At 48.2% G+C, this 12,753-nt stretch carries 16 protein-coding genes; 14 read left to right on the forward strand and 2 right to left on the reverse strand.

The window, feature by feature from the left end; translation table 11 throughout:
* The first annotated feature begins 3 nt into the window (after window positions 1-3).
* From FHS56_RS03455 to FHS56_RS03500, 10 genes are all read left to right on the forward strand, one after another.
* Window positions 4-804, forward strand: coding sequence for a ParA family protein (locus FHS56_RS03455; protein ID WP_166918473.1), 801 nt, complete (start codon window positions 4-6; stop codon window positions 802-804).
* A 2-nt stretch (window positions 805-806) separates the two neighbouring features.
* The gene (locus FHS56_RS03460; RefSeq protein WP_166918474.1) at window positions 807-1,694 is read left to right on the forward strand and encodes a ParB/RepB/Spo0J family partition protein; all 888 of its coding nucleotides are present in this window, start codon (window positions 807-809) and stop codon (window positions 1,692-1,694) included.
* Between the two features lie 9 nt (window positions 1,695-1,703).
* The gene (locus tag FHS56_RS03465) at window positions 1,704-2,294 is read left to right on the forward strand and encodes a DUF5683 domain-containing protein (protein ID WP_166918475.1); all 591 of its coding nucleotides are present in this window, start codon (window positions 1,704-1,706) and stop codon (window positions 2,292-2,294) included.
* 36 nt (window positions 2,295-2,330) lie between these two features.
* The gene (gene dapB, locus FHS56_RS03470) at window positions 2,331-3,077 is read left to right on the forward strand and encodes a 4-hydroxy-tetrahydrodipicolinate reductase (RefSeq protein WP_166918476.1); all 747 of its coding nucleotides are present in this window, start codon (window positions 2,331-2,333) and stop codon (window positions 3,075-3,077) included.
* A 36-nt stretch (window positions 3,078-3,113) separates the two neighbouring features.
* On the forward strand, window positions 3,114-4,238 hold the full coding sequence (gene lepB / locus FHS56_RS03475) for a signal peptidase I (protein WP_166918477.1): 1,125 nt from the start codon (window positions 3,114-3,116) through the stop codon (window positions 4,236-4,238).
* Between the two features lie 79 nt (window positions 4,239-4,317).
* Window positions 4,318-4,941 carry a cytochrome c oxidase subunit 3 gene (locus tag FHS56_RS03480; RefSeq protein ID WP_243844134.1) on the forward strand — a complete coding sequence of 208 codons (624 nt, stop codon included), beginning with the start codon at window positions 4,318-4,320 and terminating at the stop codon, window positions 4,939-4,941.
* Window positions 4,942-5,015: 74 nt separating this feature from the next.
* On the forward strand, window positions 5,016-5,771 hold the full coding sequence (locus FHS56_RS03485; RefSeq protein WP_166918478.1) for a cytochrome c oxidase subunit 3: 756 nt from the start codon (window positions 5,016-5,018) through the stop codon (window positions 5,769-5,771).
* 42 nt (window positions 5,772-5,813) lie between these two features.
* A complete protein-coding gene (locus FHS56_RS03490; protein WP_166918479.1) occupies window positions 5,814-6,104 on the forward strand; it encodes a cytochrome C oxidase subunit IV family protein in 291 nt (96 codons plus the stop codon).
* Window positions 6,105-6,120: 16 nt separating this feature from the next.
* Window positions 6,121-6,600 carry a hypothetical protein gene (locus tag FHS56_RS03495; protein ID WP_166918480.1) on the forward strand — a complete coding sequence of 160 codons (480 nt, stop codon included), beginning with the start codon at window positions 6,121-6,123 and terminating at the stop codon, window positions 6,598-6,600.
* A gap of 54 nt (window positions 6,601-6,654) precedes the next feature.
* Window positions 6,655-7,203 carry a DUF420 domain-containing protein gene (locus tag FHS56_RS03500; RefSeq protein WP_166918481.1) on the forward strand — a complete coding sequence of 183 codons (549 nt, stop codon included), beginning with the start codon at window positions 6,655-6,657 and terminating at the stop codon, window positions 7,201-7,203.
* A gap of 190 nt (window positions 7,204-7,393) precedes the next feature.
* Here the strand turns inward: FHS56_RS03500 and FHS56_RS03505 are convergent, their stop codons facing one another.
* On the reverse strand, window positions 7,394-8,668 hold the full coding sequence (locus FHS56_RS03505) for an ABC transporter permease (protein ID WP_166918482.1): 1,275 nt from the start codon (window positions 8,666-8,668) through the stop codon (window positions 7,394-7,396).
* Between the two features lie 197 nt (window positions 8,669-8,865).
* Between FHS56_RS03505 and queA the strand changes: the two genes are divergently transcribed.
* The 4 genes from queA (at window position 8,866) to FHS56_RS03525 (ending at window position 12,227) form a co-directional block, all read left to right on the forward strand.
* Complete coding sequence (gene queA / locus FHS56_RS03510; RefSeq protein WP_166918861.1) at window positions 8,866-9,918, forward strand: tRNA preQ1(34) S-adenosylmethionine ribosyltransferase-isomerase QueA; 1,053 nt, start codon at window positions 8,866-8,868, stop codon at window positions 9,916-9,918.
* A 6-nt stretch (window positions 9,919-9,924) separates the two neighbouring features.
* Entirely contained in the window at window positions 9,925-11,085 is a 1,161-nt protein-coding gene (locus FHS56_RS03515) for a glycerate kinase (protein WP_166918483.1), read from the forward strand.
* Window positions 11,086-11,133: 48 nt separating this feature from the next.
* Complete coding sequence (locus FHS56_RS03520; RefSeq protein WP_166918484.1) at window positions 11,134-11,796, forward strand: phosphatidylserine decarboxylase family protein; 663 nt, start codon at window positions 11,134-11,136, stop codon at window positions 11,794-11,796.
* A gap of 191 nt (window positions 11,797-11,987) precedes the next feature.
* Window positions 11,988-12,227, forward strand: a complete 240-nt coding sequence (locus tag FHS56_RS03525; protein WP_243844135.1) for a CDGSH iron-sulfur domain-containing protein — start codon at window positions 11,988-11,990, stop codon at window positions 12,225-12,227.
* A 100-nt stretch (window positions 12,228-12,327) separates the two neighbouring features.
* On the opposite strand, the gene FHS56_RS03530 is transcribed toward FHS56_RS03525, so the two are convergent.
* Window positions 12,328-12,594, reverse strand: coding sequence for a hypothetical protein (locus tag FHS56_RS03530; protein ID WP_166918486.1), 267 nt, complete (start codon window positions 12,592-12,594; stop codon window positions 12,328-12,330).
* Window positions 12,595-12,753: the final 159 nt, after the last annotated feature.

Genomic DNA, 12,753 nt, shown 5'->3' on the forward strand with positions numbered 1-12,753 from the left:
TTCATGGGAAAAGTGATAGCTATCGCCAATCAGAAGGGTGGTGTAGGCAAAACTACCACCGCCATCAACTTGGCTGCCAGCCTGGCACACTTAGGATATCAAACATTGGTTATCGATGCCGACCCCCAAGCCAACTCCACTTCGGGTCTGGGGCTCAACCCCCGCGAAGTAGAAAACAGCATCTACGAATGCATGGTTGACGGCGTGGATATCCAAGGTGCCATCATGCCTTCGCAAGTGCCCAATCTTTATATTGTGCCTTCTCACATCGACCTGGTGGGTGCCGAAGTAGAGATGATTAACCTCGCAGAAAGGGAAGTAAAGATGCGGCAGGCAATTGAACCCATACGCAACAGCTACGACTTCATATTGATAGACTGTTCGCCCTCGTTGGGGCTTATCACCGTGAATGCCCTTACGGCTGCCGACTCGGTGGTGGTACCCGTGCAGTGCGAGTACTTCGCCTTGGAAGGCTTGGGCAAGCTGCTCAATACCATCAAAATCATACAGGCACGCCTCAACACTGCCCTGCAGATAGAAGGCATCTTGCTGACCATGCATGACCTGCGTGTCCGCCTGTCGAATCAAGTCATTGAAGACGTGAAGCAGCATTTCAAAGAGATGGTCTTCGATACGGTCATTCCGCGTAACGTGCGGCTGAGTGAGTCGCCCAGTTTCGGGCTACCAGTCATCATGTATGACCCCGCCAGCAAAGGCGCCGAATCATATTTAGCTCTTGCAAAGGAAATATTAGAAAAGAATCAATTACCTTTGAAGGCGAAAAGTCCTAAAGCACAAAAGTGACGATGAATAAACGCAAAAAAGGATTAGGCAGAGGGCTGGGCGCGCTGCTCTCCGACAGCGACGCAATGCAGCAAACCACCCCTTCTACCAACCCAAAACAAGACAGCATACAAGAAATCCCAATTAGCTCTATCGAACCCAACCCCTTTCAGCCACGCCAGGATTTTGACCCCGAGGCGCTGCAAGAGCTTGCTGAGTCCATCAAGGTGCACGGCATCATACAACCCATTACTGTACGACGCTTAGAAGACGGCAAGTATCAAATCATTTCGGGCGAACGTCGCTGGCAAGCCTCACAGCTGGCAGGGCTTACAAGCGTGCCTGCTTATGTGCGTACCGCCAACGACCAGCAAATGCTGGAGATGGCACTGATTGAAAACATCCAGCGCCAAGACCTCAACCCTATAGAAATAGCCCTGAGTTATCAACGCCTCATTACCGAATGTGGGCTGAAACAGGAAGAACTGGGCGAGCGTGTGGGCAAGAAGCGCTCTACTGTAACCAACTATTTGCGTCTGTTAAAATTACCCCCCGACATTCAAGCAGGCTTGCGCGACGGACTGCTGAGCATGGGGCATGCCCGCGCGCTGATAAGCCTCGAAAACCCTGCCCAACAACTCTTCATTTACCAAAAAATCATCAGCGAAAAGCTATCGGTGCGTCAAGTGGAACAGCTGGTGCAGGCAGTGCAAACCAAAACCTCACCAAGCCAGAAACCAAGCCGTAGCGACTTGACACCCGAACTCAAGCAGCTACAGCAACGCTTGTCCTCGCATTTTGGCACCAAAATACAAATCAAAACCGGTAAGTCGCCCGATAGAGGGGAAATCAAAATACCGTTCACTTCCATAGACGAGCTCAACCGCCTGCTCGAAATCCTCAACATATAATCAATGTCCATGAATCACCGGTTAGTAGTGTTGTGTTTGCTTGCTTGCTGCTGGCAAGCCGGATGGGCACAAACCGATAGCCTGCAAGTGCACCCTGCGCCTGCCCTACGTCAGGCACAACCCACAGCAGCCATGCCCTATATCGAAAAGATAGGGACTAACCCCTTTTCGCCTATCGAAGCAGCGAAGCGCTCTGCTGTCTTGCCCGGTTGGGGACAGGTCTATAATAAAAAACCTTGGAAGGTGCCAGTGATTTACGCTGCCTTAGGCGCCATCGCCTATGGCATTTACTGGAACGACTCTTATTATCAATACTTCGACAACCTGTATAAACAAACCATCCTAAACGGCAACCCCAACCAGCTGGATTTGAACCGCACCCGTTATCTACGCAGCTTCACCCGCCGCAACAAAGAGTTGCTTATATTGGTGGGCATCCTCACCTACGGCTTGAATATTGCCGATGCCATTGTAGATGCCCATCTGGCAGGCTTCGATTTCAGCGACGACATCAGCTTGCACCTGTCGCCTCACATAGAACCACTCCCCCACAGTCATGGCATTTGGGCAAAAGGTGTTACCTTTACGCTCAAGTTTTAACTTTATTTCAACAAACGGTTAAACAAACGCATGACTTTGAACATAGCACTAATCGGCTACGGCAAGATGGGTAAAGCCATCGAGCGCATTGCCCGCCAAAGAGGACACCACATAGCCGCCATCATAGGTCGTGAAAACAAGGCTCAACTATCCACACTATCGCCAGAGAATACCCACGTAGCCATTGAGTTTACGGGTCCTGAAAGTGCTTTTGACAACATCCGGCAATGTTTGCAGCAACAAGTGCCGGTAGTGAGTGGCTCCACCGGTTGGCTCCGCCATCTGCCAGAAGTAAAACAACTCATAGAGAAACATCAAACGCCGTTTTTCTATGCCCCTAATTTTAGCATAGGTGTCAATTTGTTTTTTCTTATCAACCGTTTGACTGCCCGCCTCATGAGCAGTCAACCACAATATGAGGTGAGCATGGAGGAAGTGCATCACATACATAAAAAAGATGCGCCCAGCGGCACCGCCATCCGTTTGGCAGAAGATATTCTGGCACACTATCCGCAAAAACAAGGGTGGGCACTCGCTACCGAAGCCCAAGCCATACACCTGCCCATCGAAGCCAAGCGCATCGATGAAGTGCCCGGTATCCACATTGTGCGCTACCGCTCAACCGACGACCTCATAGAGTTAAAACATGAGGCTTTTTCGCGCCATGGTTTTGCTTATGGCGCGGTGCTGGCTGCCGAATTTCTGGCACGTCAAAACAGCGGTTTTTTTGGCATGGAACAACTGCTCGAAGAGCAGTTGGGCATTTCCTTTTCGTCGTTCTAAAACGTAAATAATCACTTTTTCAAAACATACCGTACCATGAAGTTGTCCTTTTTGAAAAGCAAAGAAGAAAAAAATAAAAAGCCCAAGTCCAAACTGCGCGAGTGGCTCGACTCCTTGCTCTTTGCCGTTGTTGTGGCTACCTTGGTCCGTTGGCTTTTTGTGGAAGCTTATACCATTCCCACCCCTTCTATGGAACGCAGCCTACTGGTAGGCGACTTCCTGTTTGTAAGCAAATTAAGCTACGGGGCACGTACCCCCCAAACCCCTCTACAGGTACCCTTGACCCACCAAACCATCTGGGGAACAGACATTCCTTCTTATCTGGACTGGATACAGCTGCCCATGTATCGCCTGCCCGGCTTGTCGAAGGTGCAAAAAGGCGATGTGGTGGTGTTCAACTTTCCGCCGCAAGAACCGGGGCGCCCCAAATATCCTACCGACCTGAAAACACACTACATCAAGCGCTGCGTGGCTACAGGTGGCGATACCATTCAAATCAAAGCTGCCAAAGTGTATATCAACGGTGTGGAACAAGCATACCCCGAAGGCGTACAGTTTCGCTATGATGTCTATACCAACCAAGGCATTCGCCCCCGTGTATTCGAAGAGTTGGGCATCCGTTATTCGAGCGACAGCAACACCGACGTGTATGCCACCAACTTTGGCTACCACATCACCATGACGCCCGCAACCGCCGAAGCCCTGAAAAAACTGCCCGCAGTAGAAAAAGTAGAAATGTCGCTTGCCGAAGAGGGTATCGGCAACTTGCGTGTATTTCCCCACCATCCGCAGTTCAATTGGAATGAAGACTACTTCGGTCCGCTTTACGTGCCCAAAAAAGGCGATAAAATCCCTATGACTCCTGAAAATGTTATCCTCTATGGGCATACCATTGTCCAATATGAGGGGCACGCTAAGGCGGAAGTAAAGAACGACAAGCTCTATATCAACGAAGAGGAAGTGAAAGAATATACTTTTCGCCAAGATTACCTCTTCATGATGGGCGACAACCGCCACAATTCACTGGATTCACGATTTTGGGGCTTTGTACCCTACGACCATGTGGTAGGCAAGGCGGTGTTTGTATGGCTTTCCATAGACCCTTATGCTGAGCTGCTACATAAAATACGCTGGAGCCGCCTATTCTCCGGTGTAAATTAAAAACCTTTGCCTGGTGCGTGTTGTTTTGTAAAAGCAACCCTACCTTTGTAAGGCGGCAAAATTACAAACCCAAACGATTATGAAAGAGGAAAAAGTGCTGGACGAACTGTTGTATGTCGAAGAGCCCACCCCCACCTTCGGCATGAACCCGAAAAAATTCATGCTTTGGCTGTTTATAGTGTCCATTGTCATGATTTTTGCCTCGCTCACCTCTGCCTATATTGTCAAACAGGCAGACAGCGCATGGCTCTCCATCGAGCTACCCAAGGTGCTTTGGTATAGCACAGGCGTACTGTTGCTTAGCAGCCTGAGCGCTCAAATGGCTTACCGAGCAGGCAAGCAAGGAAACCGCAAGCGCTCCTCTGCTTTTTTGTTGATTACCCTCGCCTTAGGTTTGCTGTTTCTGGCTATGCAATGGATGGGCTGGGTGGACCTCGTGCGCAGAGGCATTTTCTTTGGAGGCGTGGACTATGAAGGCAACCCTGCCAACCCTGCTGGCTCATTCATTTATGTACTAATGGGTGTACACGCTTTCCACCTGATTGCCGGCTTGATTTACTGGCTAATCGTGATTGTAATGAAGAAAAAAACCGAAGCTCAACAAGAAAATTGGCGCTTGCATCTCGAAATGTCCACCATCTTTTGGCATTTCCTCGACGGACTTTGGGTCTATCTGTTTTTATTTTTACTGCTAAATCGCTAATTTAGCCACGTTGAAACGCTTCATACGTTCATATTACTGAATAACAAACGAATAAAAACTTAACACTGAAAATTATGGCATCTACAACTGTAACAGTGAGCAATGTGCAAGACAAAACCAGCCCTTGGTTTGGCGGCAAATCGCCCATGAATGCCAGCTATGGCAAACTGATGATGTGGTTTTTCTTGCTATCCGACGCCTTTACCTTCTCAGCTTTTCTAGTAGGTTACGGCATGGTGCGCTTCATACATCCGGCTTATGACCCGGCTGTGCATGGTAAATTCAAGTTCTCTACTGAGTACTGGCCCGTCCCAGAATATGTATTCAATGCCTTCCCGGGTTTCCACGGGGTACACCTGCCTCTGGTCTTTGTAGGTTTGATGACCTTTATTTTGATTGTAAGTAGTGTAACCATGGTGCTGGCAGTAGAAGCCGGACATCGCCTCGACAAAGACGCAGTAGCCAAATGGATGCTTTGGACCATCCTCGGTGGTTTGACCTTTTTGAGCTGTCAAGCGTGGGAATGGACCCACTTCATCATGGGTGACCCAGAATCACCCTACGGTGCTGCTGGTGGCTTTATAGGTGCCAACCTCATTCAAAACCAATACGGACCAACACCCTTTGCCGATTTCTTCTTCTTCATCACGGGTTTTCACGGCATGCACGTGTTTAGTGGCGTCATCTTGAACCTGCTCGTCTTCCACAATACTGTATATGGTGTATATGAACGTCGTGGACACTACGAGATGGTAGAAAAAGTAGGGCTTTACTGGCACTTTGTGGACTTGGTATGGGTATTTGTATTTACCTTCTTCTACCTTGTGTAAAACTTTTGCTCGAAACCAATCACTGAAATAAAGAAAACAACTATGGCAAATACAGCTTCAAATAGCACTCCACAAGTAAAAAGGCTGCTTCAGGTATTCTGGATACTGCTGGGGGTAACAGCGCTTGAGTTCCTTATAGCCTTTACTATGAACCCCGGTGCTTTGAAAATAGCTATTTTCATCGGCTTGACTATTATAAAGGCATTCTATATTGTAGGCGAGTTCATGCACCTTAGGCATGAAGTAAAATCACTGATATGGTCTATTCTGCTCCCCATGATTTTTGTGGTATGGTTGATTGTAGCACTCATCGCAGAAGGTGGGGCTCACTAAGAAGTTCAGTTGTACCATGAAAATAAAACGTATCACACAAACGGGTGTCCTCCTACTCATGCTGGGGGCACCTGTTTTGGTTTTTGTTACCCTTTATCTCTTTGGTGAAAATCACTATGATTTGCCCTACGAGGGGCGTTACGAGCTGAAAGCTCCGGGCGATACCCTTCCTCTGCCTTTGCCTGAATCCCAGTTGCCATGGCTCAGCCGCGGCAAGGTGCACATAGTAAGGCTAAAAGCCACTGCCCCTTCCCCAGCAACCGAAGCGCAGTGGCAACGCCTGCAGGTTTATTTTCGAACCAACAAGACGGTAATGCTGCATGATATTGCCCCCGATTCGCTCCACTTGTCGTACCTGTCGCCGTGGCACGATTACCGCCAGCAACCTTTTGTATTAGTGGACAAACAGGGTTATGTACGTGGGCATTACGGCAGTGATATGGAGGAGTATGACCGCTTGATTACCGAAACGCTGATTGCGGTCAAACTTCCTTAGTTCATCCTCTGTTTATAGGACAAAACCCTTCTTAAAATCTAAATACAAGACGCCATGAATACCCTATCTACCTCCTCACAAGACCGACTCTATCGCCGTATCATTGCTGTGGTGTCGGTAGCCATTCCCATAGTCGTGGCTATATTGGTTTACATGCAACGCACCGGCAAAAACATCACCTATGAATCGGTAGATTTCCTGCCTCATCTGAATGCTTTTATCAATAGCGCCACCTTCGTGGCTCTTGTTGCCGGCTTCATTGCCATCAAACGAAAAAACATAGCTTGGCATCGCCTGTGTATGATGACCGCTTTCGTGCTCTCGTCTATTTTCCTTGTGTCGTATGTGATTTATCACACTTTTGGTACTCATACTCCTTACGGCGGTGAGGGCTGGATACGCAGCCTTTATTTCTTCATCCTAATTACACACATTGCCCTGTCGGCAATAGTGGTGCCTTTGGTACTGTTCGCCTTATATTTTGCTTATACGAAACAATATGCCAAGCACCGTAAAATAGTCAAGTGGGCATATCCGGTTTGGGTTTACGTGGCAGCCTCCGGGGTAACCGTTTACCTTATGATATCGCCTTACTACAGCTAATACCCATGATAAACCTAAACAAAGGCACGGTACCTAAACAAGATACCGTGCCTTTTTCGTCTTAACAGGTGCATGACTGTCTGCCCATATAAGCCATGCTTTCCTCTTGCGGTGCTTGAAATGTAGGCGTGATTGGCTCGACTACCTCTTGATAAGAGGCGAAACAACGGCGCTCATTTGATACAATATTTTATTCTCCGGTACGGATTGCCTTCACGGGGTCGAGACGGGCGGCACTCCAAGCAGGAAGAATACCTGACAACACCCCCACCACCGCCGACAACACAACGCCACGCAGTATATTGCTTAAAGTGAGTTCCAACTCTAAGGAACCCAAAGAAGCGAAGCTTATTAACCAAACCAAGAAGAGTCCTATCATGCCACCAAAAAGGCTCAAGAAGACCGCTTCAAACAAAAACTGGTTGAGAATAAAGAAGTTTTTTGCCCCCAATGACTTCTGTACTCCTATGATAGACGTTCGTTCTTTGACCGACACGAACATGATATTGGCAATACCAAATGCTCCAACAAGCATGGCAAAGCTACCTATGACCCCGCCGGCTAAGTTCAACACTGCAAAGATGGCATTGAGCTGGTTGGTCAAAAACTCCGGGCGGTTGATGGCAAAATTATCCTCTTCGGTAGGGCGCAAAGCACGCTTACGACGCATCAGACCTCTGGCTTCTGCTTCAAGGCGCATCAACCCCACGTCGCTTTCTTTCCCTTTCAAAGCAATGATTGGCTCGCGTCCATCCTTCCCCACCCTGTAGAGCTTAGAAAAAAACAAGAAAGGCACAATACAGCTCTTATCCGAGCTGGGGGCACCCAAGAAGTTCGCCCCCTCGCGCTTCATCACGCCAATTACACGCAACTTACGCCCTTTCAGGCGGATGTCCTTGCCTACTGCTGAACGATTCGGGAAAAGTGTTCGAGCTATTTCGTGCCCTATGATAGCCACATTCAAGCCGTTGTCTATTTCATGAGGCAGGAAGTAACGTCCTTCTGCCAGTTCGACATTCGCCACCGCAGAGTAAGTATAGGTAACTCCACGCAAAGTAACCTCTTCCACACTGAAGCTACCGCTTTGCAAGACGACCCCACCCCGCCCGGCAAACAGAGCCACTGCTGAAGCATTTTGCGCATAGCGCGCCACAAACTCATACTCTTCATAGGTGTTTACCGGGCGATTGACATACTTCCACCAAGGATATTCTGGACCAAAAACCCAAGGCCACTTCTGTATGTAAAGCACATCCTTGCCCAAAAAATTCAGACTTTCTTTGATGCTGCGCTCCAGCGAATCGACCACCGTAAATACGGTGATGATGGCAAACACGCCTATAGTTACTCCAAAGAGCGACAAGATGGTGCGTAGCCAGTTGGCACGCAGCGACTGCACAGCAAAAGAAAAGCTCTCCCAAACCAAAAGGGTGTAGATGCGCAAGATTTTATAGGCTTTTTGCATATCTTTGACTTCTTCTGTTTGCTACCTAAACGCAAACAAGAGGCAGAAAAGTACAAAGAAGATGAAAAATATCGGGCTATTGCCTGCATTTGACTTTTTCTAAGAACTATATTACACAAAAAGCTGTTTTTTTGCGTGTTTCGAATGATTTTTCTTAAGTTTGCAAGCCTAAAATTTGAGGTATGGCGAAGTCAGAAATGAAATTATCGGCTTATCGTTTTGATTTGCCCAGTGAATTGATAGCTCTTTACCCTGCAGAAAACCGCGATGACGCCCGTTTGATGGTTGTGCACCGCAACACCGGTGAAATAGAGCATCGTACTTTTCGCGATATTGTAAATTATTTTGACGAAGGCGACCTCATGGTCGTAAACAATACCAAAGTTTTCCCGGCACGCCTCTATGGCTACAAAGAAAAAACAGGTGCCGAGATAGAAGTGTTTCTGTTGCGTGAACTGAAAAAAGAGTCGCACCTGTGGGATGCCATGGTGGACCCTGCCCGTAAAATACGGGTGGGCAACAAACTATTTTTTGGTGATGGCGAACTGGTGGGTGAAGTAATCGACAACACCACCAACCGCGGGCGTACCATCCGCTTCCTATGGGATGGCGAAGAAGAAGCCTTCTACGCCACGGTCAAGCGTTTGGGCAACCCGCCCCTTCCAGACCCTATCTACAGCCATCGCAAAGCCGAAGCCATCGATGAAGAGCGCTTCCAAACCATCTTTGCCGAAGTAGAAGGCGCCATTGCCCCCCCAGCTGCCGGCTTGCACTTCACTAAGCAGGTAGTCAAACGACTGGCAATCAAAGGGGTAGCTATCAAACCCATTACCATGCATATCAGCTTGGGTAGCTTCCGCGAGGTAGAGGTAGAAGACCTCACCAAGCACCGTACTGACTCGGAACAGTATGTCATTCCGGAAGAAACCGCCGAAGCCGTGAATCAAGCATTGGAAGCCAAACGTCGTGTGTGTGCGGTGGACATCAGCACCTTGCGCACCTTAGAAACCTCTGTTTCGGCGAGCAACCGTCTGAAAGCAGGCGCCGGCTGGACCGACAAATTCATCTTCCCGCGCTACGATTTTAAAATAGTCAATGCCTTGTTGGTCAACTTTGAACTTCCCCAAGCCACTGCCCTGATGAGTGCCTGCGCCTTTGGTGGCTATGACCTCATCATGAAAGCCTACCAAGAAGCGATTAAAGAAAAATATCGCTTTTTCACTTATGGCGATGCCCTGTTGATATTGTAAAAAAGGATGCGCTGGCTCATTGCTTGCGATAAATTCAAAGAAGCACTGTCTGCGCAAGAAGTATGCGAGCAGATAGCCCGAGGACTGCAACAAGCCGATGGGTTATCTGCTTTTTCTATTGACTGCTGCCCTTTGAGCGACGGCGGCGATGGTTTTCTTCAGGTTATGCATAAGGCAGGCGGCAGCCAATGGCAACACAGCACCTGCCACGATGCCCTGCTGCGACCTCATGAAGCCACGTGGCTTTGGTTACCCAACGAACAAACTGCCTTCATAGAAGTAGCCGCTGCTGCCGGTTTGGCAGCTATTCCTGCCAGCAAGCGAAATCCTCACCAGAGCAGCAGTTATGGTGTGGGTGAGTTGATACAGGCAGCCATCAAGCAAGGGGCACGCCGCATTTATGTCGGCATTGGGGGCAGCGCCTCCCACGACTTGGGCTTGGGTTTGGCAGCCGCCTTGGGCGTACGTTTCTTTAACCACGAAGGCAACACATTCATTCCCACTGCACATAGTCTGTATGAAGTAGAGCGCATAGAGATGCCCGCCAACAGCCTTCCACACAACTGCCACATCGTAGCCCTGTGTGATGTGCAAAACCCCTTGACAGGTGTCGAAGGTGCTGCTTTTACTTATGCTTTGCAAAAGGGCTTCTCAAAAGAAGAACTGCCACAGCTCGAAGCACACACACGGCAAGCCATAGAGCGTATAGCCACCGTTTGTCCTCACGCACGGGAGGCAGCCTGCCTTGCAGGAAGTGGTGCTGGCGGCGGTATCGCTTTCGGTTTGCATGTCTTCTTCGATGCGCCGCTCATGGCAGGGGCGTCGTGGATAGCCCAACGGCTCAACTTTGGCGCCCGTCTGCAACAAGCCGATGTAGTCATTACAGCTGAAGGTAAGTTAGACCGGCAAAGCCATTTCGGGAAAGTTACTCATTTTGTAGGGCATGAAGCGCAAAAACAAGGTAAGCTGTGCGTGGCTTTCTGTGGCACTTGCGAGGTTTCAATGTCAGAAAAACTCCCCTACGATTATGTGTGCAGCATATTGCCTGCGCCCATGTCTTTGGAAGAAGCCCTCACACAAACAGCTCAGCACTTGCAAGCTGCTGCTTTTCAGCTTGGCAAGCTCATGACAAACGACAAGCTTCGAGGCTTGTTTTTGAAGAAATAGTGCTATTTTTACGTGTTTAAGAACCTTTTAAAAATCAAAGCCAATACCATGACCATACACAAAGAAGGACGCCGCTTGCTGCTCACTTTACTCCTAATACTTTTCGCCCTGAATACGGGCTTATGGCTGAGTGGCGTAACTGACTGGCTCCGATGGGGTGTTCTTGCAGCAAGTGTGTTTTTTTACTTACTCATTCTTCAGTTTTTCCGTCATCCCAAGCGCCACACGCCTACGGGTGAAGGGCTGGTAATTGCCCCTGCCGATGGCAAGGTAGTAGTTATAGAAGAAACCGAAGAGCCGGAATGCCTCAAAGGGAAGTGCCGGCAAATATCCATATTCATGTCGCCGTTCAATGTGCATGTCAACCGCAGCCCCGTAGAAGGCTGCGTGAGATATTACCGCTACCATGAGGGCAAATATCTCGTGGCTTGGCACCCCAAATCCAGCACCGAGAATGAACGCACCACCTTGGTACTGGAAACACCCCAAAAACAACTGGTGCTGGTACGTCAAATAGCCGGTGCTTTAGCCAAACGCATTAAGTGCTACGTAAAAGAAGGAGACCAGCTACATGCCGGCGAAGAGTTCGGTTTTATTAAGTTTGGCAGTCGCGTGGATGTATTCCTTCCGCTCGACGCCGAAATACTGGTCAACATAGGCGATAAGACCAAAGGGGGCGAACAAATCATAGCTCGCTTAAAATCGTCATAGAGCAACCTATCTACCCCATTCTCCATTCTCCATTCTCCATTATCAATTCTCCATTATCAATTATCAATTCTCCATTCTCCATTATCAATTACTTTTGCTGAACCAAGCAAGAACAACAATTGTTGTACTAACACAGAAATAACTATTCGCTTCTTCATTATTTTGCAATTAAACTTCAAAGAATGCTGCCTATGGAACCTTTAGCAATACCACAAAAAGCCCCCTACGCCGTAGAGGTAGAGGCAGGTAAAAAGTATTTTTGGTGCGCCTGTGGCAAGAGCCAAAAACAACCTTTCTGCGACGGCAGCCACAAGGGCACAGAATTTTCACCTAAGATGATTAGCTTTGAGGAAAGCAAAACCGTTTATTTCTGTGGCTGCAAACATACGCAAAACCCGCCCTTTTGCGATGGCTCTCACAGAAAACTGTAATTTACACCCGTCCCAACCTAATTTTAAGAAAAAAGGCTGCCTCAAAAGGCAGCTTTTTTCGTAGAAAAAAGAATATGGAACAGCATCAAAAAAGGCTTAATCAAATATTGTCCCAATAATCTTGACTCTGCTGGTCCATGTCTAAATCTTCGTTGTAGTAGTCGTTATACATATCCAGCTCCACCTCATTCCAAGCATCGTCCCACTCCTCTTCAAAGCATTCATCCTCGTCAAATACTTCCTCCTCAAAGCCTTCATCCTCGTCAAATGCATCGTCTGTATCAAAAAATAGGAATTTGCCTTCTGTCTCTTGGTGGTCATGATAGGCATCGAATGCTTCGTCGTGATGGTGCAGGTTGTCTGTCATAGTTGTGCAGTTTTATAGGTGAAACATGTCTGCAATATAAGCAAATGGAAATAGATACTTGCCGTCTTTGCAAGCTTGTCGTAGTCTCCAAGCAGCTATCTCATTCTGAGCCTTTCGAGAGCATCATTAGTTTGATGAAATTTTTCACCACGCTTGCGC

It is taken from the genome of Thermonema lapsum (assembly GCF_011761635.1).
Classification (GTDB): Bacteria; Bacteroidota; Bacteroidia; order Cytophagales; family Thermonemataceae; genus Thermonema; species Thermonema lapsum.

Coding starts and splice junctions, on each gene's coding strand:
- FHS56_RS03490 (WP_166918479.1), top strand. CDS start 5,814: ATGGCAAATACAGCTTCAAATAGCACTCCACAAGTAAAAAGGCTGCTT.
- FHS56_RS03465 (WP_166918475.1), top strand. CDS start 1,704: ATGAATCACCGGTTAGTAGTGTTGTGTTTGCTTGCTTGCTGCTGGCAA.
- FHS56_RS03485 (WP_166918478.1), top strand. CDS start 5,016: ATGGCATCTACAACTGTAACAGTGAGCAATGTGCAAGACAAAACCAGC.
- FHS56_RS03515 (WP_166918483.1), top strand. CDS start 9,925: ATGCGCTGGCTCATTGCTTGCGATAAATTCAAAGAAGCACTGTCTGCG.
- FHS56_RS03460 (WP_166918474.1), top strand. CDS start 807: ATGAATAAACGCAAAAAAGGATTAGGCAGAGGGCTGGGCGCGCTGCTC.
- queA (WP_166918861.1), top strand. CDS start 8,866: ATGAAATTATCGGCTTATCGTTTTGATTTGCCCAGTGAATTGATAGCT.
- lepB (WP_166918477.1), top strand. CDS start 3,114: ATGAAGTTGTCCTTTTTGAAAAGCAAAGAAGAAAAAAATAAAAAGCCC.
- FHS56_RS03480 (WP_243844134.1), top strand. CDS start 4,318: ATGAAAGAGGAAAAAGTGCTGGACGAACTGTTGTATGTCGAAGAGCCC.
- FHS56_RS03495 (WP_166918480.1), top strand. CDS start 6,121: ATGAAAATAAAACGTATCACACAAACGGGTGTCCTCCTACTCATGCTG.
- FHS56_RS03530 (WP_166918486.1), bottom strand. CDS start 12,594: ATGACAGACAACCTGCACCATCACGACGAAGCATTCGATGCCTATCAT.
- FHS56_RS03520 (WP_166918484.1), top strand. CDS start 11,134: ATGACCATACACAAAGAAGGACGCCGCTTGCTGCTCACTTTACTCCTA.
- FHS56_RS03505 (WP_166918482.1), bottom strand. CDS start 8,668: ATGCAAAAAGCCTATAAAATCTTGCGCATCTACACCCTTTTGGTTTGG.
- FHS56_RS03500 (WP_166918481.1), top strand. CDS start 6,655: ATGAATACCCTATCTACCTCCTCACAAGACCGACTCTATCGCCGTATC.
- FHS56_RS03455 (WP_166918473.1), top strand. CDS start 4: ATGGGAAAAGTGATAGCTATCGCCAATCAGAAGGGTGGTGTAGGCAAA.
- FHS56_RS03525 (WP_243844135.1), top strand. CDS start 11,988: ATGGAACCTTTAGCAATACCACAAAAAGCCCCCTACGCCGTAGAGGTA.